The organism is Paenibacillus sp. FSL H8-0280, from assembly GCF_045040665.1.
GTDB lineage: Bacteria > Bacillota > Bacilli > Paenibacillales > Paenibacillaceae > Paenibacillus > Paenibacillus xylanexedens_A.
In genome coordinates this window covers 2,982,650-3,007,268 of sequence record NZ_CP150296.1, presented here as the reverse complement: position 1 = coordinate 3,007,268, position 24,619 = coordinate 2,982,650, and the positions used below count along the sequence as shown (strand labels likewise).

Below are 24,619 nucleotides of genomic sequence, written 5' to 3'. Positions count from 1 at the left end.
CCATTTTTGTCAACATTTAAATATTATCGATTAACCACCCGTTCGATATGAACCGTCAGATACAATTTTTCTTCATTGGTCAACTCATGGTTGTATTCCTTTTTGACAAACAACTCAATTTTCTCCGTACACGCTGCGGCATCCGGATGTTTTTCCTTAATCATGTCATAGAAATGATCATAGTTGTTGTCGTAATGCGTACCACTGAGCACACGCTGGGAGAAGAACTTCAGATGTGTGATAAAGCGAAAATAACTGAGAGAGTCCTCATCAAATTCCATTTTGAAATGATATTTCGCTATATTAATAATTTGCTGGATAAACTTCGTAATATTCATCGTCGTAATGACTTCTTCATTCATCTCTGCATTGACAATGTGAAGAGCAATATAAGCCGCTTCATCGGTTGGAAGCTCAATATTCATTCGAGTGTTGATCTGTTCCAGCGTCCTCAGGCCCAGTTCGAATTCGGGCTTGTACAACTGTTTGATTTCCCACATTAATGCGTTCTTGATCTCCACGCCTTCCCGATAACGTTCGATGGCGAAGTTAATGTGATCTGTAAGAGATACATAGATGTTCTCATTAAGCTTTCGACCCAGATTCTCACGCGCATACGTGATGATCTCTTCCACAATTTCAATCAGTTCCATCGGAACTTCGCGCAGCAGCATTTTGAAATTATCGGATGTTTGTTTGTTTTTCAATGCAAATACTTTCTGGATGCGGGTCTCGTCTACTTTATCCCCCGGCTTTTTCTTAAAGGCAATCCCACGTCCCATCACTACAAGCTCTGCTCCATCCGCCTGATAGATGCTAATGACGTTATTGTTGATAACCTTTGCTATTTTCACTTCAATCCCCCCGTCACGTTCCACTCTCTTGGCAGTTATACATCGTCTTTTGGGCATACAAAAAAAACCTGAAGCATCACAAAATAAACAAGACATGGTGGTCTGCTTTTTTTGGTGCTTAGGTTTTGCCTACGTCGTGTAGTAACAATCCCAGAAACGATATATTTGCGTCAAGTATAGCGCGAACCTGACTATATGTCAACGCTTTCAATGAAGGAACAACCGGAAGTCCCAAGGTTATATAAATTGAACTAGAGAATAGTTACACTAGCTACTCCGATGACAGAACAACCTTCCGATCGGTGTTATCTCCAGCTTTTTTCTGTCCTCTCCGTTTTGTGTAAATGTTTAGTTCAATTTATATAGATGAAACTTCCGATGCTTTATTGCCGTACAAGACCATTTTAATTCAGAAAAATATAAACTACTCCTCACCCAGGTTTGTTCCGTTGGATTCAATCACATTTTTGTACCATTCAAAACTCTTCTTCTTCAGTCGTGTCAGCTCACCATGACCTTCATTATTACGATCCACATAAATGTAGCCATAACGTTTTCTCATCTCACCTGAGGATGCACTTACAATATCAATAGGTCCCCAGCTGGTGTAACCGATGATGTTCACACCATCCTGAATGGCCTCACCCATTTCAGCTACATGTCGTTTCAAGTAGTCAATCCGGTATGCATCATCCACTTCACCTTCCGGTGTAACCACGTCATTCGCACCAAATCCATTTTCAACAACAAACAGCGGTTTCTGATAACGGTCATGTAGTTGATTGGCGGTAATACGGAATCCTTTGGGATCAATCGTCCATCCCCATTCGGACTTCGCCAGATATGGATTGGCTACCGAGCCAAATACATTACCGCTGGTCATATTTTTGATAACTTCCGGATCGGTACTGGTTGTACGACTTGAATAATAGCTGAACCCGATATAATCTACGGTATGATTCTTCAAGATTTCCGCATCACCCGGCTGCATAACAATGTTCAACCCGTGATCTTTGAAGAAACGTTTGGCGTAACCCGGATATTCCCCACGTGACTGCACATCGATGAAGAAATAGGACTCTCTATCTTTTTCCATGCCCTGGAACACATCTTGCGGATTACAAGTATACGGATAGAAGCTTCCTGCGGCGAGCATGCACCCAATCATGGCACCAGGAATAATCTCATGACATGCCTTGACTGCCAATGCACTTGCAACCAGTTGATGGTGAGCAGCCTGATATTGAATTTCCTTGATGTTATCCCCTTCATTAAACGCCAGCCCCGCCCCAAGGAACGGAAGATGTAACAGCATGTTGATCTCATTAAATGTCATCCAGTATTTCACCTTGTCTTTGTACCGAGTGAATACTGTTGTAGCGTACGTTTCGAATAGCGTTACCAGTTCACGACTTCTCCAGCTGCCATACTTCTCGATCAGATGCACAGGCACATCGAAGTGAGCTAATGTAACCACAGGTTCAATGCCGTTTTTCAACAATTCATCAAACAGGTTATCGTAAAATTGTAATCCGGCTTCATTTGGCTGTGCATCTTCTCCTGTCGGGAAAATCCGTGCCCAAGCAATGGAGACACGCAGTGCTTTGAATCCCATTTCGGCAAACAGAGCAATATCTTCAGGATAACGGTGATAGAAGTCGATTGCTTCATGTGAAGGATAGAACTCGGTAGCAAGCGGCGTGAAAGCTGGAACATGACCTTTCATAATACTTCTGCGGTTCTCTCCTGTTGGCAGCAAGTCAACGATACTCAGCCCTTTGCCATCTTCCAGATACGCGCCCTCCGCCTGATTTGCAGCAATGGCTCCACCCCACAGAAAGTCTTTAGGAAATTTAAAATTCGTCATCATCATTCTCCTTCCAAATATGTAATGCAGCTATCCGCTCAAATCCTGAAAAATATTAAAAAGACAAAATAGAAAAAACCCGAACCAGCCTGGGTACACGATTACGTGTAAACAAGCCAGCTCAGGTTATGCCCATATCGGTAACATTCCCAGATCATGATTATGCGGATTGGATAAAACTTTAGCAAGAATCAGAACAGTTGTCAACTTCTTGAAACCGGTTTAGCTTCGGATTGCCCACTACGATATTTGATAGAACGCAGCACATGTGCCGCCAAGAATCATCTGTTGATCTGATATAGGTAGGGCATTAATGTGATTGATAATGAGACCGTATACTTCAGAATACGTAGCTGAAACGTTGCTCACGGGCCAGTCGGAACCGAACATTAACCGTTCCGCACCAAAGGCTTCTATGGCGATATTCAGATAGGCTGTAAAGTCGCTCGGAGTCCAATTTCCCCAGTCTGCTTCCGTCACCATCCCTGAAAGTTTACAGTACGCATTAGGTTGTGTGGCCAATGACTCAAGTGCTTCTTTCCAGGGTGAAATTATACCTGATTTTATGTCGGGTTTGGCTAGATGATCAAGTACAAATCGCTGTTCAGGAAACGACTTAACCAGTTCCACCGCATAAGGCAGTTGCTCCTTGGATACCAACAGATCATAGGCCAAATCATACTCTTTTAGCAATGAAATTCCGCGCTGAAAGTCTTCTCTCAATACATACTTCAGATCAGGTTCATCCTGTATGACATGACGCACGCCCTTCAGATACGGATTGGACGCGAACAATTCAAGCTGATTCCGAACTTCATCCGAACAAAGGTCCACCCATCCGACAACACCTTTGATACATTCATGCCGATTTGCCAACTGCAGAAGCCACTCGGTTTCTGTCAGTGATTGTCTGGCTTGTACCGCAATACATCCATCCAGTCCGGATTGGACCAATAAAGGTTCAAGATCTTCCGGAAGAAAAGATTGACGAATGGTTTTCATCTCTTCGCCAATCCATCCGTACTCTTCGACATTGTATTCCCAGAAATGTTGATGTGCATCCAACTTCATATTAGATCCCTCCCAGGGTATTTAAATCTAATTATCATTAAAAAGTAATCACTGATTTTCACATGATTTTTATTCCAATTGTGCAGGTATTGTCCAATATTAAATCATGATATAGTAAATTACGAAAACGCTTTCAGAACATAAATCGGTGGTGATTCCAGTATTAAACAAGTGAATTTTTGTTTGTGTTGAGCTCTATTTTCACCCTGCTTAACCGCTATTCACGTTCAACCATTCTCTATTCGAAGGAGACTATATTAATGAAAAGAAACCGCAAATCAGTCCTATCTCTTACGCTTGTGACTGCCATGATTCTATCTCTATTCTCCTCGGCTATGGCTTCAGCTGCAACTGACAACAGCGAACAGGCCAATACCTCACCCGCTCCAAGCAAAATGCAGATCTATGTAAACGCCATGGAGCCTGGCTGGAATCTGGGTAACTCTCTGGACGCCGTTGGTGAAGATGAAACCGCCTGGGGCAACCCGCGCATTACGAAGGAACTAATTCAGTCGATTGCAGATGAGGGCTACAACAGTATCCGTATCCCTGTGACCTGGGAAGCCCACATCGGTGACGCACCTGACTACACAATTGATTCCGCTTACATGAATCGGGTTCAAGAGGTGGTAAACTGGGCCCTTGATGCGGATCTCTACGTCATGATCAATCTTCACCATGATTCCTGGCGCTGGATCAGTTACATGGAGAAAGACCATGACAACGTGCTTGCACGTTATAACTCTGCTTGGACTCAGATTGCGGACAAATTCAAAGATGCATCCGATAAACTCATGTTTGAAAGTGTTAACGAACCACGTTTCTCCGAAGGCGGCACAACGGATGCAGCGATTGGATATCGCATGCTGGACGAATTGAATACTTCTTTTCACAAGATCGTAAGAACTTCGGGTGGAAACAACGAGACACGTCCACTTGTGCTTCCAACGATGCATACCTCTTCCGCTCAACCTGATCTGGATGAACTAAATAAGACCATTCAAAAATTGAATGACAGTAATATTATTGCAACCGTTCACTACTACGGGTTCTGGCCGTTCAGTGTGAACATCGCAGGTTACACCAAGTATAACGAGGAAGTACAGAAGGACGTTACCGACACATTTGATCGGGTATACAATGCTTTCACAGCGAAAGGCATTCCGGTTATCGTCGGTGAGTATGGCTTGCTTGGTTTTGACCAGCACACAGGTGTCATTGAGCAAGGCGAAAAACTGAAATTCTTCGAATTTGTTGGACAATATCTGCGTCAAAAACAGATGACAACGATGTTGTGGGATAACGGACAACACTTCGGACGCACAAGCTTTACTTGGTCTGATCAGGGATTATTTGATACCATGAAAGCCAGCTGGACAGGTCGCTCATCCACAGCCGAAACGGATCTCGTATATCTTAAGCAAAATGAAGCCATTCAAGATAAGAAGGTAAAACTCAATCTGAATGGAAACAAATTCAATTCGTTGAAAAATGGTACCACCCCTCTTGTAAGAGGTAAAGACTATACGATCAAAAAAGATGTACTTACGTTAAAATCCAATCTGTTAACCAAATTGACAGCCTCTGGTGATTTGGGCGTAAATGCCACACTCACGGCTGGATTCAATGAAGGTGCTGACTGGAACTTCCATATCATTAAATATGACACACCTAAGTTGAACGATGCAACTGGTACAACCAGTGCATTTGCCATTCCGACTACGTTTAACGGCAATCAACTGGCCACGATGGAAGCAACGTATGCAAACGGAGAGAACGCCGGTCCACAGAACTGGACTTCGTTCAAAGAATTCTCCTACACATTTAGCCCAGATTACGAACGTAATGTGATTGAACTGAAACCTAACTTCTTCAATGAAACCAATGATGGAGAAGTCACGCTTAAGTTCCATTTCTGGAACGGAGATGTGCTGAAGTACAAAATCACGAAAAATGGAACCAGCGTTGTTGGCATAACTTCCAAATAAGAACTCATCTAACGTTCTGCTCAGAGCCTAAAGCTCTGGCAGAACGTTTTGTTTTTGTTTCACAATTGATTGAATAACGTACAAGTGGCCCTTCATACCTATACACTAACTAGGATTGAGGGGGAAATGTCATGTTTAAACGTGTAGACCGTCTTGCCATCGAACTACCCATATCCAATAATCCTGACCCTAATGGAGCTAGTGCAGTTCAGGAGTTGCTTGGTGGAAAGTTCGGGGAAATGTCAACATTAAATAACTATATGTTTCAGTCATTCAATTTCAGAGGTAGATCCAAGCTGCGTCCCTTTTATGACATTGTTGCAAGTATTACCGCGGAGGAATTCGGCCATGTCGAACTTGTCGCCAATACGATTAACCTGATGCTTGAAGGTTCAACATCACCAGGTGACCCAGACTCCACACCACTGCGTGTTGGTAAAGACGCACGGATGACGTCACACTTTATCGAATCTGCTCAGACAGCGCTCCCGTATGACTCCATGGGAAGACCCTGGAATGGTTCGTATGTCGTGAGCAGTGGCAATCTGATCTTTGATCTGTTGCATAATTTCTTTCTTGAATGCGGAGCCAGAACTCACAAAATGAGAGTCTACGAAATGACAGACAACAAAACAGCCCGAGAAATGACTGGTTATCTGCTTGTACGTGGAGGTGTGCACGTTCTTGCGTATGCCAAGGCACTGGAAATTGCAACAGGTGTAGATGTAACGAAGATGTTTCCTATTCCACGACTGGATAACAAAGCTTTTGAAACGACGCGAAAATGGGAAGCCATGGGCGAGCACCGCAGACTGTACACATTTAGTGACAAGGATTATCAGGGCATTGCTCAGATTTGGAAAGGAACACACCCAACCGATGGTGGTAAACTGGAGGCTTTTGCAGGCTTGCCGGGGTATGGAGGGCCAGTGCCTGAGCTGCCTGAGCTGCCGGAAGAATTTGCGCCAGGGATATCCGCGGAAGATCTGATGCAGATTGCAGAGCGACTGAAACGTCACGCTGGCCTGTAGGATCACGATTAACGTTTGTTTTTCATAGGGCGTCGATTGGATAATCGGAAACTAGTGCTACCTTGTGTGCTAGAACTCTTTGTTTAATTAGATTATTGATGATCTTTTTCTTTGATTTCATAACCAGTATGCACAAAAAAGGGAAACGGGTGAGATGAATCTCTACCCGCTTCCCACTTTACACGCCTCTATTGTGGCTCAGTAAATTTCACTATCAGTACTGCTTCCCCATTGGCTTGCACACGACCGGTTGAGGCTGCTGTAACAGTTGCTATCGTTTCGTTTCCACTTGGGATCAACACAGGTGTAATCAAAGGCAGACCCGCAGCCTGAATGACATCCATGTCAAATTCAATCAACAACTGTCCTGCAGTTACACGATCTCCGCTATTCACATGCGCGGTAAAACCGTTTCCTTTTAGTCCAACCGTATTAATTCCGATATGAACCAACATCTGTACACCTGTCTCATGCTCCAGAATCACCGCATGTTTACTCTTGTTCATGACATGTGCAATGACACCATCAAACGGTGCGTACACTTTTCCTTCTGATGGCTCGATGGCAATACCCTCACCCATGTGTTTTTCCGAGAACGCCGGGTCAGGAACCTGCTCCAGAGCAACGACGGTACCGTTCATTGGAGAAGCGATTTCGAGAAAATCTACCTTAGGACGATTGCTTGTAACGGTATCGGTAACTGAATTAATACGCGGATTAGAGTCCTCTGCTATAACTTCAGTTGATGTTACTCCACTGTTCTCATGGCTCACCGCCTCTTCTGCGACCGGTTGATCCTTATATCCGAAGAACCAAGTAAGTGCAAAAGCAATGGCCATGGCAACCACGTTGGACAAGATGTACAACGGCAGTTGGCTGTTCAGATAGAGCAATGTACCGGGAATAACCGTTACAGCCATGCCTGTACCTTGCAGATGGAACAAGGAAGCGATAAAACCACCTACACCACCACCAACCAGTCCCATAATAAATGGTTTCATATAACGCAAGTTAACTCCGAAGATGGCTGGCTCGGTAATGCCCAGAAATGCGGACAAGGACGATGGTAATGCGAGTGCTTTGAGTTTCATATTTTTGGTCTTCAGACCTACGGCAAGACAAGCGGCTCCTTGTGCTGCCATGGTGCAGGTAATGATGGCGTTGAACGGATTGAATCCCGTTTTCTCCAGTAGCTGAATCTCCAGGAAATTAAAGATGTGATGTACACCGGTAACGACAATAATCTGATGGAAGAATCCAATGATAATACCTGCGATGCCAAACGGAAGATCCAATACGGCAGTTGTTCCATGCAGCACCCACTCTTCTAGGGAATGGAATACGGGACCAATCGCGAAAAGTCCGAGCGTAATCATAACCGTTAACGTAATAAAAGGAGTCAGAATTAAGTCCAGTGCCTCAGGCACCCGTCTTCTTAGTACCTTCTCAAACTTGGCTCCAATCAAACCTACAAAGAACGCGGGCAGAACCGATCCCTGATAACCCACGACAGGTATAAAACCGAACATATGCAGCGGCTGTGCTGATCCATCTGCCACCGCGTAAGCATTGGGTAATGCGGGATTAACCAGCATTAGCCCCAGTACGATACCAAGTACCGGACTTCCGCCAAATACGCGGAACGCAGACCACGCTACAAATGCAGGCAGAAATGCAAATGCCGTATCCGTCAGGATCTGAGTGAACAACAGGAAGTTGGCCGAGATATCATCCGGTGTTGCACCGAACAACGCCAGAATTTCATTCTGGGTAAGTAATCCGCGCAATCCCATGAACAGTCCTGTAGCTACCAGTACGGGAATGATGGGTACAAATACGTCACCAAACGTGCGGACAGCCCGTTGAAAAGCATTTCCTTCTTTTTTCCCCTGACTCTTCACATCATCCTTGGACGTTCCTTCGATGCCCAGCTTCTCAACCTCTTCAAAGATTCGATTCACTGTTCCCGTACCAAAGATAATCTGATATTGACCTGAGTTGAAAAAAGCGCCTTTCACCTTCTCGATATTCTCGACCGTTTTTTGATCAATTTTTTCTTTATCTTTCACCATGATGCGAAGACGTGTTGCACAATGTGCAAATGATGCGATATTCTCTTTGCCCCCGATGGCATGAATGACTTCCTGGGCAATGCGTTGATTCTCCGACATGTTATCTCATTCCTCTCACGTAATACTTAATAATCCCATTGGGTTGCTTCAAAATCAGCCTTGCCGCCGTGTGCAAAGAAACGAATGTCCACGCTGTCCCGGCTAGGGAAAATCCGGCTGGTAAAGACCTCTTCCCCATCATTCACAAAGATCTCGACCGAGGACGAATCTACGAATAGATGGAACTTAATCACGTCCGCAGTAAACGTGCACCGTCGTACAACGCCATTCTGCTCTGCCAATTTGGTACCAGACATCGTCCGATCCAGGACAACTTTCTGCTGAATCCGATCATACAGAAGAACCGTTTTCTCAGTTTCACTTGCTCGGAATTCGATACCGACAATCTCTGCTTCTACATGGCCTATCTCACATATCAGCTCATAGGAAATTCCATTGAAACCTGTGAAAGATCGACTCTCATTATCAATCGTTGCGCGAATATGAGTGCCTTTCTCCTGTTGACGCAATTGGACCATCTCTGCAACCGGTTGTTGGATTAACTTCCCGTCTCGGAGTGACAACTGCCGAGGAATGGTCAGGCAATGAGCCCAACCGTTATCGTCTGTCGGATACGCCAGATCGGGAAGTCCCATCCAACCAACCAGAATACGTCTTCCATCCGGGCCCTGCATGGTTTGCGGAGCATAGAAATCAAATCCACGATCCAACTCCTGAAATTCACCATGATTGAACTCTCTCGTCTGGAGATTGAGCGGCTCACCGATCAGATAACCGGATTGAAAAATATTCTGATAATAATCTCCTGCAGCGTCTATGCCTTGTGGGGAAAAGACAAGCACACCTTTCCCATCCATTTCCATATAATCGGGACACTCCCACATGTAACCAAAGGAGGTTAACTGCGTACGAATTTCACCAAGAAACTCCCAGTTTGTCAGATCCATTGAGCGATACAGCACCGTACATCCCGTCTCATCTGTTCGCTGCGCTCCGATTACACAATAATACGTGTCTCCTTCTTGCCACACTTTGGGATCTCTGAAGTGTTCCGTGTATCCCTGTGGAACCGAAGAGATGACCGGATGATTCAGCTTGCTTACTGAACCGCTTTCATCCATGACTGCCAAGCATTGATACGGATGTCTGACCCAAGTCTCATCCCTCGTATTGCCTGTGTACAGCAAGTGCAGCTTGCCGTCTTTTTCAATCGCACTGCCGGAATAAGCTCCGTGCGAGTCATACCTGCCACCCGGTTCGATTCCAATCCCGACATTTTCCCAGTTCACCAGATTCTTCGAGCGGGTATGATACCAGTATTTCATGCCATGCTCTGTCCCCAGTGGAAACCACTGATAGAACAGATGATAATAGCCTTGATAATATGCAAAGCCGTTAGGATCATTAAGCAGACCTGTTATCGGCTGAATGTGATAACTTTGTCGCCAAGGACATACGGATATCTGTGCTTCAAGCTTGGCAATCTCTCCAGGCTCCGCTTGCTCAATTCGTCTGTAGCGTTGCTCTCTAGTCATTTTCATAGCTGTTCTCCATTCTTGCTTATATAAGTTAGACCAAGAAATTTCACACTGGGACTTCAACGGCAGAACAATCCTCCGATCGCTGTTATCCCCAGATTTCCTGATCCCTTTTCTAAAGGGTGAAATCCGGTGCTAGCCTATGCTTCCGAAGCAGCTTTCTTACAGAAAGCTTTAAGCAAACACTACGTTTCTTCAAATTTTTTCTGCCCTCTTCGTAATGTTTATATCTTATTTAACTTATACAAAAATCAATTATAGGAACCGGTTCCAATAGATGCAAAAAAATAATTCCATATGGCATTACTGCCTGCCCGTGTTCGCATATCCGTATTGGATATTCACAGTGGAACCGGTTCGATGGAATTATCATAAAGGATGTTTTTATAATTTGTCAACGCTTTCTCGAGGAATTAGTTCTACGTCCAGTGTTGTTCGTTCCTCCACCGACTCGCCTTTGACCAGACGAATAATGTGATTCGCCGCTACTTTGCCCGCCTGCAAATAATGATATTTCACAGTCGTCAGCGTGGGGTGAATCATCTCCGTAATATCATATCCTCCAAATCCGGTAACAGACAGATCTTGCGGTATGCGAATTTTATTGGAGAATGCAATCTTCATCACACCCAGTGCGATATTATCCGTGGCCCCCACGATGATCGTTGGTGTGATTTCTTTCAGAATGGCTTCAGCGGTAACGATGGCTTCCGACATCTTAAAGCTTGTCTCATAATACTTCACTTCACATCCACCACACTCGGCGATTGCTCGCTGGAACCCTTGTTTACGATAGATCCCTACCGCCCGATCCTTCTCGCTAACTCCCATATACACGATCTTGCGGTGACCCTGTTCGACGACATATCTGCCCATCTCATAACCTGCCTGATCATCATTGTGAACTAGACTGTGCAGTTGCTCATGCTGCTGTCCCACCAATAACACCGGAATCCGTATATCCTCAACGGCCTTAAGATGTGCTTCGGTCACTTCAGCAGCCAGCAGAATAATACCCGACACCTTCTGGCGTGCAAAATCATAGATGGCATCAATCTCGCGCTGCATGTCCTGACTCGTATTTGCGATCAGCATCTGATACTGATTACTCCGCAGTTCTTCATCAATTCCGATCAATGTCTGGGATGTTGCAAAAGAATCAAGACGTGGCACAACCGTACCGATAATACTGGTCTTCTTTGCCTTCAGACTCTGTGCAAATGTATTGGGAACGTAGTTGTATTGTTTGATAATACGCTCAATCTTCTGCCGTGTATCCTCACTAACCGATCCGCCATTCAGGAAGCGAGAGACCGTGCTTTTTGCCACACCTGCCATCTGAGCGATATCAGAAATCGTTTTATTCATAAAGACTCCTCTTATTTCTATTAGCTGGTTTACCTTTTATTATACTTCGAATCGCGAACCCATGGCGAATTTGATTCATACTCAATTAATACACATCACGTTGTACAACTCCGAATAAACAGCAAAAGCCCGATGGTAATGTGACGTTCATACAAAAGTATGATCCGACATTCATCAGGCAGTTAAGCTTCCATATACACGTTTGCACAGATCACTAACATAAGAACGCTCGCCCTACAGCCTCAAACCTCAATAATAATAGGCAAGATCATTGGTCTTCTCTTTGTTTGAGCGTAAATATAGTGACCAATCTCGTCTTTCAGCTTTCTTTTGATCACATTCCACTGATTCACGCCAGCAGCTGTCAACTCACCCATCCGGTTTAGAACCAGCTCATGAATCTCATGCATGAATTCTTCCGAATCCTTAACAAATACAAACCCTCTGGAGATAATTTCGGGTGACGTGACCATCTGTTTCTCCGTTTTGCTCAGTGTAGTCACAATCACCAGCATGCCATCGGAGGATAATTGCCTGCGGTCACGCAGTACAATATTGCCGACATCACCCATGATCAGACCGTCTACGAGACTATTTCCTGACGCAATTTTGGGACCCAGCGAAGCAATGCCTTCTTTGTACTGGACCATATCCCCATTATTCACGATAAACACATGATCACGCTCTATACCTACGGATTCAGCAAGCAGTCTGTGTTGATACAACATGCGAAACTCACCGTGGATCGGAATCAGATAATCCGGTTTCATCAGAGTTAACATCAGTTTGAGTTCTTCCTGACTGCCGTGTCCGGAGACATGCATTCCTGCTGCACCACTTGAACCATATATCACACGTGCTCCGAGAACATACAGGTTATCAATTACATGTGCAAGATTCCGTTCATTGCCCGGAATGGCTCCGGCAGCAATAATGACCGTGTCCCCTGCGTTAATTCTTACGTGAGGATGTTTACCGGATGCCAAACGTGACAATGCTGCCATCGCTTCTCCCTGACTGCCGGTGCATAATACAACAACTTGTTCTGGTGGAAACTGATCCGAATCGATAGCTTCAATCAACAATCCGTCAGGAACTTGCAAATACCCCAATTCACTGGCCACCGATACCACATTAACCATACTTCTGCCCAACAGTGCCAGTTTGCGCCCCGTCTCGAATGCTGCATTCACAATCTGCTGTACCCTGCTGACATTCGACGCAAAAGTAGAAATGAATACTTTTTGTTTTGCACGGATAAAGGCATCCAGAATGTGGTCTCCCACAACACGCTCGGAAGGTGTAAATCCAGGTCTTTCTGCATTGGTACTCTCGGAGAGCAAAATATGGACACCCTGTTTGCCAATCTCGGCCATACGGTGCAGATCAGGGAAAGGTCCATGTACAGGCGACATATCAAATTTGAAATCTCCGGTATGCACGACATTGCCTGCTGGAGTCTGAAAAAAGATACCAAGACAATCCGGTATACTATGACTGGTTGCGAAAAAAGAAACCTCGATCCCTCCCAGCGTAATGCTGGAATGAGCATCGATCGTATGCAAGTCGGCCTTGCGCAGCAGCCCATGCTCTTTCAGTTTAAGTTCGATCAGCCCACGAGTGAGCCTAGATGCATACACCGGGATGTTCATTTGTTTTAATAAATAGGGAATGCCACCGATGTGATCTTCATGTCCATGGGTAACTACAAGACCCCTTACTTTATCTAGGTTCTCCAGCAGATACGTTACATCCGGAATGATCAGATCAATACCAGGCAATGTTTCATCGGGAAACTTCGAACCACAGTCAATCACGATGATGTCCTGATGGTACTGGATGAAATACATATTCTTCCCTATTTCATTCACGCCGCCAAGTGCAGCGATATACAGTTTGTTGTGGGCTAGATTCAACTCTATTATTCCTCCTCTGCGTGGCAATCGTATACGATACGGATCTATATTCCTAGTATGGAAGCAATCGCCTCAGTTATGCATTTCAGCGTGATTATGCCAAAAAAACCACCATGGAATTTTCATTCCATAGTGGTTTATACGAAAAATAAATGCGGTTACACCAATGATTTATCACGCTGTAGTAATACGTCTTGTTCATAGGTTTTGATATCAGTGATCCACTTTTCACGAACTGGTACGCCTTGCTGAGCACAATAGTAGTCCCAGATTGCACCAAACGGATAGGATTTGAATTCTTCCGTTAAGGCAAGGCGTAACGTGTAATCCCCTTCCAATTCGGCTTGTTTCAAGGCATCCACTGGTTCGAGCATCGCACGCAGAAGAGCTTTGATCGTGTTGCGTGTCCCCACAACCCATGCAGCTACACGGTTAATACTTGCATCAAAGAAATCCAGTCCAATATGTGTGGTCGCAAGCAGATCATGTCGAACCAGTTCACGGGCAATTTCCAGCAGTTCATCGTCCATGATTACCACATGGTCACTGTCCCAGCGCATCGGGCGGCTTACGTGAAGTAGAATGCCACTTGTAAACAATGACAAGGACGACAGTTTATTGGAAATAACCTCTGTTGGATGGAAATGACCAGCATCAAGACAGATCAACGTATCATTTTGCAAACCGTAACCCATATAGAATTCATGAGAACCCACCACATATGCTTCCGAACCGAGACCAAACAGCTTACTCTCTACCGCGTCCAGGTTGTGCTCCGGGTTAAGTGGTTCGCCGAATACTTCATCCAGCGATTCTTTGAGACGTTTGCGTGGTGTCAACCGATCAACCGGATTATCCTTGAATCCGTCCGGTACCCATACATTGGTTACACAAGTCTGACCAAGCTGTTCCCCGAAATAAGCACCAATCCGGCGGGACGCCTTGCAGTGATCAATCCAGAACTTGCGAATTTCAGGGTCCGGATGACTGAGCGTGAATCCGTCACTTGATTTTTCATGGGAAAAACATGTTGGGTTGAAGTCCAGACCGAGTCCTTGTTCTTTGGCCCATTTTACCCAGTTCTCATAATGCTTTGGCTCAATCTGATCCAGTTCAACCTGCTCGTCTGTATCCGTGTAAATCGCGTGCAGATTGACCTTATGTTTGCCGGGAATCAGAGCAAAAGCTTGCTCCAGATCATTACGAAGCTCTGCAGGTGTGGTCGCAGCGCCCGGATATTGACCTGTAACGGAAATGCCCCCTGTTAACTCTCCATCTTTATTCAGAAAACCTTTGACATCATCGCCTTGCCAGCAGTGTACGGATACTTTGATCTCCGCTAGTTTGTTCAGTACCTCGTCCGTATCAATTCCGTGCTGGGCATACAATGCCTTAGCTGCTTCATACGCTTGCTTGACTTGGTTATCCATCCGCAAGAACCCTCCTAATTTAACGTGTAAATGCTGCCGGTACACCGCCATCAATGGTCATCATGCAACCGGTTGTTTTTTCGGATTTCGAAGAAGCAAAGAATGCAATTCCTTCCGCAATATCTCTTGGATAGATATTCACGAGCAATGTCGTCCGTTTGCGATAATACTCTTCCAATTGATCTGGTTCAATTCCATATGCCGCTGCACGTTCGTTTCTCCAGGAACCGTTCCAGATTGCTGAACCCTGTAGAATGGCATCTGGAAGAATCGTGTTGACACGAATGCCATACTCTCCACCTTCTGCTGCAATACAACGTGCCAGATGTGCTTCCAGCGCTTTCGCTGAGCTGTAAGCCGAGGCACTTTTACCTGCATACACCGAGTTCTTGGACCCGATAAATACCATGCTTCCCCCAATACCCTGCTGTTTCATCAGCTTGAACGCTTCACGAGCCACGAGGAAATATCCGGTGCCCAGTACATTCATATTCAGGTTCCATTCTTTCAGGGATGTTTCGTCAAATGGGCTGGATGTGGCTAATCCGGCATTGTTCACGATGATATCCACTCCGCCATATTGCACCGCAACATCTGCATACGCAGATTGAACGGCTTCCTCATCGGTGACGTCCATTTTCAGCGCATAAGCACGATTCGTACCGTACTGATCATTGATTTCCTGTGCTACCTTCTGTGCGCCCTCCAGATTGAGATCAGCAAGCACCACATGTGCGCCTTCAGATACCAATCTCCGCGCTGTTTCACTTCCGATACCACCTGCTCCACCTGTGATAAACGCCACTTTGCGGGAGAATTCGGTTTCTGCCGGAGCCAGAGACAATTTGTACAGTTCCAGCGGCCAGTACTCCACATTGTAGGACTCGTTTGCACTGAGCGATACGAATTGGCCCAAGCTAGTAGCTCCACGCATAACGGCAATCGCTCTGTGATACAACGCACCGCTTACTTGGGAAAGCGCCCAGCTCTTGCCTGTGTTGATCATGCCCACACCAGGAATGAGGATAACGCGTGGTGCCGCTTCGAACATGACATCACCTTCGTTTTTGTTGCTCTCAAAATACTGCTGATATTGCTCTTTGTAGGCAGCCACACCTTCTACCAGCTTGGCTTTTAAGCCTTCAATATCTTCCGCATCCGGCGTCCAATCGATGAACAGAGGTACCACTTTGGTATGTACCAGATGATCCGGGCATGCTGCACCCACCTGAGACAATTCCGGGGAATCTGCTCCGCCCACAAAAGCAAGTACGTCCTCTTGATCATCAAAGGACAAAATCATTTTTTTGCTATCCGATACCGCTCCACGAATCGTTGGCATCACACGTGATACGATCTGACGACGAACATCAGCGGCCAGTGCCGGGTGTTTCACACCACCAAACAAACTTTCTTCGTTCACCCTTGCTTCGATGAAAGCTTCTGCTTCATTGATAATCTTGATCGTTTGAGCGTAACATTCCTCGGATGTTTCTCCCCACGTCACAAGTCCGTGTTTTTCCATCAGTACGAGTTCTGCATTGGGATTCGAGAATACGCTTTCAGCAATCATTTTAGATAACGTAAACCCTGGGCGAACATAAGGTACCCATACAAAACGATCACCGTAGATCTCTCTCGCCAATTCCTTGCCGTTATGTGCACAGCACAAGCTGATAATCGCATCCGGGTGTGTATGATCAACATGTTTATATGGAAGGAACGCATGCAGAAGAGTCTCGATAGAGGCGCGCGGGTGCTTGGCATCAATCATGCAATGTCCCAGATATTCAACCATCTCTTCATCCGACATGGATTCACGTTCAATTAATGGTCGAATGTCTTCGAGCCCAAGTCCGGTAAAATGTTTCGCTTCCATGGAACCCAGATCAGAGCCGCTTCCCTTCACATACATTACTTCTACATCACGACCACGAAAATCCTTCACTGTCGTTTTGGTAGACGTATTGCCACCGTAGATGTTACATACACTGCGATCAGTTCCAATCAGATTGGATCGGTAAACCAACTGCTCAAGTCCTGTTGTTTTCTCAGATGCCTGCGATGCATTCCATAAACTCTGTACCATTTGTTTCCCTCCGATAATGTTTGTTTTATTCCTAATCCGAGTTTAACATCTTTGTTTTATTTTGAAAACAAAATATTTTAAAACCAAACGGAAATATTCAAAAGTCATTATAGATTGAGCCATTTTATAAAAAAAACACCCTGACGTAAACGTCAGAGTGTTCCTGTTTCATCGGCGGATTAGAAAATCCCCGCTTTTTGGGAAGTATTTTTAATACCATAGGTATCATTAACTACGGTGTTGCCAAAGCTCGTTAAGCTTCCATTCGGGCCTGTTGCCATGTCCAAATAGTTCAGACCGGAGCTGTTTCCGTACCAAGACCAGGCAAGCCAGCCTACCCCTTTTTCCTGACCATATCTCATGATGGCATACTCGTCCACATCACCGTTTGTGTGATATCCCCCGAATTCACCAATGATCAGAGCCAATCCTTTGTTCAGCACATTCTCCATATTGGCTTTGACCGTTGCAGCATCTTTGCCAGCATACTCATACATATGAATGGAGAAGACGGTATTTTTCTGAGAATCGGCTGCAAATACACTTTGTCCATAATCCACGATGGATTGAGGGAACTGTCCCCATCCGGCTGCATCCACAATGAGCGTATTTTTAATTCCCGCATTTCGGAGTTTCGGAATGGCTTTTTTGTAACCATCAGCCCACGAACTTCCATTCCACGTTCCATACCATTCATTGGCGATGTTGACAATTACCCGATCTTCTTTGCCAATCAAAGCTTCCTTAATGCTAATCCAGTAGTTCACTGCCGCATCCAACGAATTATAGTCATCTTTCCCTGTGGCGTCATGTACTTCGAGTACAGCTATCATTTTATTTTGGTTAACCACATTAATAATATTTTTAACAGCGTTCAGATCATCTTTAGTGTACTGTGTACCATTCGAAAGAACAATACGCACCGTGTTGGCACCTGTTTTGGCAATTGCAGGGATAGCGGTATTCAAATCATTTTTGAACCAGGAATGTCCGTGATTAACACCTCTCATGACAAAAGCCTTGCCTGTGGAATCGTACAACTTGTTACCGCTTACATAAAAACCTGTAGCAGCAGATGCTTTGGGTGCTGCACTCCCTAATACCATGAACATGAGAGCAGCAATAACCGTGAAGATTGTACACTTTTTCAGATTAACCATTCGTTTGGAACCTCCTGTATTTGTTTTTTTATTTCAATTAACCCTGCTCTAGGCAAGAAGTTAACTAAAATCGTTGGTAATAGAAGTTTTTTGGTTATTAAATAAATAACAAATAACTTTATATAAGTTACGTCATTTAGTTTAAATAAACTTTATCGTTAAGGTTATGAAGTTATAATAAATTGAAAACGCTTACCAGTCAAGATCTTTTTACCATGATTAGGAATCATTTGTTTTTACATAACACAGCAAAAAAGGCTCTCTCCCCTCACAATCGTTCGGAGAAAGAACCCTCTGTATTATTAACGAAAGTTAACTCTTGTTTAAGTCTTGTTTATCTGTTGTTTAATCCCTGATTTAGTCTAAGTGTCTTCCCTAACTCCCGCCAATACCACCCTAACCCGGTACTGTGGTCTCACCCGAATCTCATTAAACTTCCCGATCTCCACACCCTCAAATCGCTCCACATAAGCCTGATTCACATAACTCTCAGTCGTCCCTTTTCGAATTGGGGTTACAGACAGACGAAGCGCGTGATCAGCCAACAAATGACGGGATTGCTTCAAACCAAGCATCCAGCTATGCCCATAGTGAATATGATCTGTTAACATCTGATGATGAATATGTGCTGCTGCAACATCTCCTTCATAATCAATCTCAACCCACACGTCATTTACTTGTTCCGGCCACGCTGTGTCCAATCTCAGTGTTGCTGCATACTCTTTGGGGTAATCAACCTCTACAGCAGGCTCGTAAGGCGAAACTTGGAATGTGTACGTACCGAATATTCCCTGCTTCGACTGGGATGACGCAGCATATTTCGAAGCTGAAACATGCTCTGGAGCCGGATAAAAGGATACCTCCATCTCTGGTTGCTCCACAGATGTACATAGGAGCATCTCATTCTGTACATACAGATGACTGCTGCTAATTACAAGCCTTTCTTCTCCGCCCACTCGGAAACGGTAGGCATGTAATGCCTCTTCACGGGTCAATGTAATGATTCGTATGACCATACCGTCCGATGTTGTGATTCGCAGATGATGGTCCTTGCCGGCAATCGGGTGAATCACAATTTCATTCGCCTGCTCCGATACTGTACCTTCAGGCATATCCACATTCGTAACAGATGATGTATCAATAACATACTCAGGCTTCATGCCATCATGGGCATAAAAGACAGCCGTAAGCTCCTGATTTACCATAAATCGGGTCAGTGGCTGAACGGTAGCACTAATGATCTTCATTCCATTCAGATTCATATGGAAAGGCAGAATGGCCGCCATGCCGGATTTCAGCTGCATCGTTCCTTCTCTTGGATAAAAAGCAGTCCCTTTGCTGGTATGCAGTTCCAATTGTATATCTCGATCAGGCATCGCCACATGATCCTGATAATTATTCATGAACAGGAATCCCGAGCCATCTTGTTGGCGAACAGACCAACGCAGATCCATCGTGTTCTCCGGTGTTATCGCATGTTGACCATCCGGTACAACACAGCCCATTGGTGCAAGCAACTCACCATATGCTTCCAGGAACATGGACAAGGTACGAATGCGGTCATACGATTCACCAACACGCCCAAATTCCCCGAGTGGCGATTGGTAATCATACGTCATTTTCGGCAATGCTTGCTCGTTCATATATGAATTTTTGCCTATTGGATTGGTACCCCCGTGATACATATAATACCCAACCAGATTGCTGCCGTTCGCAAGTTTCACAATGGTCATTGCCTCAACACTGTCCGCATCAACAACCGGACGAGCGTGATAACTGACCTGCATGCCTCCAGCAAGCTCGCAATACGCAGCAGGGTACTCCAGACTGTCATAATCCACTTCTTCCACAGGATTCATATGCAGATCCCGGAATAAATACTCCCGGCTCGGAGGCTGATTGGGAATCCATGGTGTGTACGCATACCCCGCTAGCATCGGTAATGTTCCTTCTTCAGGCACCGCAGCATTGCCCCAGGCCGTGGCAGTATAGAACATCGGCTTCATACCGACTTCTTCGGCAATATGGCGAAGCATCTTCAGATGTTCTCGCCCGTCCCGGCCGGAGGTAATATATTTTTCGCGGGTATATCCCCAGGCATCCATGGGTGCGCCAGCGTGCATATACTCATTTTCCAACTGTACCCCGATAACAGGGCCACCCTCCTGATAAAAACAGCCGTTGAGCTGACGGGCAATCTCACGATATAATCGCTTGGCATAATACAAATACCCTTCATCATTCGATCTCACTTCAAATGGATAACTGAATAACCAATCTGGCATCCCGCCATTACGAACTTCCCCATGACAGAATGGACCAGTCCGCACGATCAGAGGCAGCTCATGTTTGCCACACAGATCCACAAAGTGCCGTAAATTCAGATTTCCTGACCAATTAAATTCGCCTTCCTGCTCCTCATGAAAATTCCAGAAAACATAGGAAGCGACAATGCTCACCCCGCCTGCCTTCATCTTCAGTAATTCTTCTTCCCACTGCAAGTAAGCGAATCTGGAGAAATGAAACTCACCTACCACGGGAATATGGGGTTTAGCATTACGAGTCATATAATAGTTTGTAAAATCATACGATTCCCCTCGTGGGCTTTTGCCGCCACTGCCAGTCATGCGACCTGCACGAATCTCTTTATCTTCCGCATCCAATAGGAAACGAATCTGGCTACCTGCTATAGTATCATTCATGGATTATATAACTCCTTCGATATAAATGGGATGTGTTGAAACGATTATCAATTAGCGATGAATGATTGCCCCTTGATGATTCGGGTTTTTCTCCAATATCCGCTCCAACTCAAGTTTGGCTTCACTTGTCCGACCCAGCCCCAGAAGACCCAATGCCCGCATATATCGGCAATGTTCTTCATTTCGCTGATTGAGATCGTCGTCAAACACCAGGAAATCGGGCAGGGATACCGCAAAATAATCCATTCGGATGTGATCATGCATATGTCTTTCCGCATAGTCAATTAGTTTGTTGAACCGCCTGTTGGCTTCCTTCACATTGCCAAGCTTCTGCCAGGCCAGTCCCTGATAATAGATCGATTCCGGCGGTTGATCATTATAAAACATCGCGCTTGTCGGTTCGTTCAGACCGATAGATGCTCTGTGGAAATTCTCCTCTGCAGCGTGATTCTTCTTCAGTTGCTGGTAGGCACAGCCAAGATAAAAGTAAACGGGGTTATCTCCGGCTCCCCCCAATTTACCTTCACCTAAGTTCTCTGGGTAAACCAAAGCCTTCTTCAACAGCTCCAATGCTAGTTCAGGTTGTTGTTTCTCTAGATTTTGCTTTGCCAGTTCCGTCAGTGCCGTAACATATTGTCCTGTCACCTTGCCTTCTCCACCCTCCCATGGATGAAACCGCCGGGTCTGAAGGGCATTCCATGCTTCTTGATGACTACCTTGCATATTCAATAAAGTCACCCACTCGATATACAGATCATCACGGTGGTGAACCAACTCCATATGTTGTTCCAGTAATTTGATTCGACGCTCGCAAGAATACCCTATCTTCTTGTGCAATTGATCCAACTCGTAGAAGATTCGCGCATCCTGTGAATCCAACCGGAAAGCGTCCTCTAATGAAGTCAGTGCAAGATCGGGGCGATTCAGCTTGTTATAATAAGCCAGTCCCAGATTCCGATGTACAGTGGAATATGCAGCATTCACCTCGCGTGAAGTTTCCCAATGGGTGATTGCTTCCTCGTAGCGTTTATGATCATATAACCAATTTCCCAGGTAATAGTGAGCACGCGCATCATTCGAATCCACTGCCAATGCATCCTGAAGCACCATGAATTCAAATAACGTATTAGGAAAACAATAATCCGTTGGAGCAGCTTTCCCCTGCTTTTGACATTCTCGGGCCTGCTCCACATCCCCCAGCTGACGATACAAGTAAGCCTGAGCATAACCAACCATAGGATACGGCTGTGCAATTTCGGATTCAACATAAGAGAGTACCATCAGTGCTTCTTCCCACAATCCACAATCCGCGTAGTCTGCGGCTAGATTCAGATAATTATAAACGTCCCCTCGCATCAGACGATGGAAATGCTCACGTGTTTGCCCCGCTTGTTCTCTCTCTGAAGGTGCAGTTGCTCCGCTGTAGATCAGGACTAATTCATGTGCGGCTCCAAATTCAACCGGGTCCAGTGCCAACGTCTCACGCGCATATTGGATTGCCTGTTTATCTTGACCCAGTCTACGCAGCAAAGCCGCCTTCAGATGCCGAGCCTTATAATTTCTGGTATTACGAATCAGCGAACGTTCGATGTGATCCAACGCTTCGATGTCCCGTTGTAACGCCGTATCGATCTGAGCAAGCATGTAATAACCTGTATCCTGATACTGTGCAGACCATACGGCTTTATACAGTGCTGCGTAGGCTTCTTCCTGTTTCCCCTGTAGTTTCAAGCTCAGACCGAGTTGGTAAAAAGCTTCACTATCATATGGATTCGTATTTTTCCAGGTCAGCGATTGTACTGCCTGTCTGAAATACTTCTCTGCATCTTGAAACAACCCTCTACGCAGCAGCAATGTGCCATACGCAATGTTTAGACGAATATCCGTTGCATCACGCTTCAAACCTTCCAGATAATAAGGTTCTGGTTCATACGTGGCATGCCGATATTGCTCCAAATGAAGACCAGCCAGATATAGTTGTTCATTCGTACGAATCTCGGATGGTAGCGGGAGTGGTGTGGCCGGATCTGGAACTTCCTGAATCTCAGAACGTTCTGGCTGATAGGCCACGAGTACTCTTCCTTCCGCACTTCGAACACTTAATTTCAACTGATGCCATTCATCTTGTCCGCTCCACGCAAATGAAGATTTATATAGTTCCGTAGGTGAGATATTACATCTCTCATGGAGATATACCGTGGTTGGACCTATCACTTCAACGGTCACTTGTTCAAAAACCGACGTCGCATATACCCTCACGGTTACCATTCCGGTCGTTTCGTCCAATTCCAGATTAACCGCTGCATCAATCGATGCATTTTTGACCATACCAATTCCTTTATACGGCATAAAATACTGTGAAAATGATTTCGCTTCATAAGGCTGTAACCATGTAAAATCAGGCTGATTATCGGTATAGATACCGGTCATTAATTCAATATAAGGTCCATCCTCGTCCGTTAACTGACGATCCCAGGCTTGCCCGAATTCCCCGTTCCCCCAGGTCCATTGCTTCTTGCCCGGAGAAATATGATGATTGGCTACATGTAACAAACCTGCCTGAATCCCATGGTCATAACCCCCTACAAAATTATAATCCGACTTATAAGCCATATAGGATGTTGGAACCGGTATGTTTTTGTATCGCGAGATATCCACACCTTCGGAATAGTCCATCTTGTAATAGGTGCCGGTTGCGATGGGAAAGCGGGATACGTCCCGTTTTCCGTGGTCCAGCACAGCTGTTACATCAGGCGGAAACACGGATTGCGTATGATCGTTGACGGCTACAGCCGGGTTGGCCCACCATAGAAAAGTTTGAGGTGTGCTGGTGCGATTGTATACCTCGGCATGGATTTCAAGATAGGCTTTGCCGGGATGTAATGTGAAGCCAGCGGTCATTTTGGTACCATACATTCGGTCAATCTCACCCACCCACACGGTAGCGCTTCCATCTTTATTACTGCCAAATGTATAATCGACTGGACCAAATGTGTTGGGCCGGTGATGCTGTGGCCAGTTGAATTCAATTCCACCGGAAATCCATGGCCCTGCCAGACCCACGAGCGCAGGTTTAATTACCCGGTTATAATATACAAAATCGTAGTTGTTGGTCCGATCCAGCGCACGATAGATCCGTCCACCCAGTTCGGGCATCATCTCGATACGTACATATTCATTTTCAAGAATAACTAATCGATAAGACTTCATTTTGGCCTCATCTTCAATGCTGTCGATTACAGGATGCGGGTACACCTTACCCGAACTCCCCTGGTAGATTCTCTTTTCAAGAAACATCGGATTTTTGTCCGGTTTACCTGTACCATAGGTTGGAATATCTCTGGTTTCTTCCCATATGCGAACATTTGATGTCGCTGTCACGTGATTCAATTCCCTCACTCCTCGGCCTCGTATATATTGTGATCATACGCTCCGACATGCAGGAAGAACATTGACATTAAGCGGTTCTTGAT

Annotated in this window: 14 protein-coding genes; 2 read left to right on the top strand and 12 right to left on the bottom strand. The window is 45.3% G+C overall.

The window, feature by feature from the left end; genetic code table 11:
* Positions 1-23: 23 nt before the first annotated feature.
* From licT to MHI12_RS13445, 3 genes are all read right to left on the bottom strand, one after another.
* Positions 24-854: a BglG family transcription antiterminator LicT gene (gene licT / locus MHI12_RS13455; RefSeq protein ID WP_405172647.1), complete on the bottom strand. Its 831-nt coding sequence runs from the start codon at positions 852-854 to the stop codon at positions 24-26.
* 424 nt (positions 855-1,278) lie between these two features.
* On the bottom strand, positions 1,279-2,721 hold the full coding sequence (locus tag MHI12_RS13450; protein ID WP_405172990.1) for a 6-phospho-beta-glucosidase: 1,443 nt from the start codon (positions 2,719-2,721) through the stop codon (positions 1,279-1,281).
* A gap of 240 nt (positions 2,722-2,961) precedes the next feature.
* Entirely contained in the window at positions 2,962-3,792 is an 831-nt protein-coding gene (locus MHI12_RS13445) for an amidohydrolase family protein (protein WP_405172646.1), read from the bottom strand.
* 260 nt (positions 3,793-4,052) lie between these two features.
* Between MHI12_RS13445 and MHI12_RS13440 the strand changes: the two genes are divergently transcribed.
* Together MHI12_RS13440 and MHI12_RS13435 are read left to right on the top strand one after the other, a co-directional pair.
* Positions 4,053-5,780 (top strand): cellulase family glycosylhydrolase, encoded by a 1,728-nt coding sequence (locus MHI12_RS13440; RefSeq protein ID WP_405172645.1) that lies wholly within the window; start codon positions 4,053-4,055, stop codon positions 5,778-5,780.
* Between the two features lie 131 nt (positions 5,781-5,911).
* Entirely contained in the window at positions 5,912-6,811 is a 900-nt protein-coding gene (locus MHI12_RS13435; protein WP_405172644.1) for a manganese catalase family protein, read from the top strand.
* Positions 6,812-6,999: 188 nt separating this feature from the next.
* On the opposite strand, the gene MHI12_RS13430 is transcribed toward MHI12_RS13435, so the two are convergent.
* The 9 genes from MHI12_RS13430 to MHI12_RS13390 all read right to left on the bottom strand — a co-directional run bounded on the left by MHI12_RS13430 (position 7,000) and on the right by MHI12_RS13390 (position 24,536).
* Entirely contained in the window at positions 7,000-8,982 is a 1,983-nt protein-coding gene (locus tag MHI12_RS13430; RefSeq protein WP_405172643.1) for a sucrose-specific PTS transporter subunit IIBC, read from the bottom strand.
* A gap of 26 nt (positions 8,983-9,008) precedes the next feature.
* A complete protein-coding gene (locus tag MHI12_RS13425; protein ID WP_405172642.1) occupies positions 9,009-10,484 on the bottom strand; it encodes a glycoside hydrolase family 32 protein in 1,476 nt (491 codons plus the stop codon).
* Positions 10,485-10,865: 381 nt separating this feature from the next.
* The gene (locus tag MHI12_RS13420; RefSeq protein ID WP_036670711.1) at positions 10,866-11,849 is read right to left on the bottom strand and encodes a LacI family DNA-binding transcriptional regulator; all 984 of its coding nucleotides are present in this window, start codon (positions 11,847-11,849) and stop codon (positions 10,866-10,868) included.
* A gap of 242 nt (positions 11,850-12,091) precedes the next feature.
* The gene (locus MHI12_RS13415; protein WP_405172641.1) at positions 12,092-13,765 is read right to left on the bottom strand and encodes a ribonuclease J; all 1,674 of its coding nucleotides are present in this window, start codon (positions 13,763-13,765) and stop codon (positions 12,092-12,094) included.
* A gap of 158 nt (positions 13,766-13,923) precedes the next feature.
* Complete coding sequence (gene rhaA, locus MHI12_RS13410; protein WP_101313986.1) at positions 13,924-15,195, bottom strand: L-rhamnose isomerase; 1,272 nt, start codon at positions 15,193-15,195, stop codon at positions 13,924-13,926.
* Between the two features lie 19 nt (positions 15,196-15,214).
* The gene (locus MHI12_RS13405) at positions 15,215-17,284 is read right to left on the bottom strand and encodes a bifunctional aldolase/short-chain dehydrogenase (protein ID WP_405172640.1); all 2,070 of its coding nucleotides are present in this window, start codon (positions 17,282-17,284) and stop codon (positions 15,215-15,217) included.
* Positions 17,285-17,463: 179 nt separating this feature from the next.
* On the bottom strand, positions 17,464-18,396 hold the full coding sequence (locus tag MHI12_RS13400) for a glycoside hydrolase family 5 protein (RefSeq protein WP_405172989.1): 933 nt from the start codon (positions 18,394-18,396) through the stop codon (positions 17,464-17,466).
* Between the two features lie 410 nt (positions 18,397-18,806).
* Positions 18,807-21,146: a beta-galactosidase gene (locus MHI12_RS13395; RefSeq protein ID WP_405172639.1), complete on the bottom strand. Its 2,340-nt coding sequence runs from the start codon at positions 21,144-21,146 to the stop codon at positions 18,807-18,809.
* Between the two features lie 51 nt (positions 21,147-21,197).
* Positions 21,198-24,536 carry a DUF5107 domain-containing protein gene (locus MHI12_RS13390; protein ID WP_405172638.1) on the bottom strand — a complete coding sequence of 1,113 codons (3,339 nt, stop codon included), beginning with the start codon at positions 24,534-24,536 and terminating at the stop codon, positions 21,198-21,200.
* Positions 24,537-24,619: the final 83 nt, after the last annotated feature.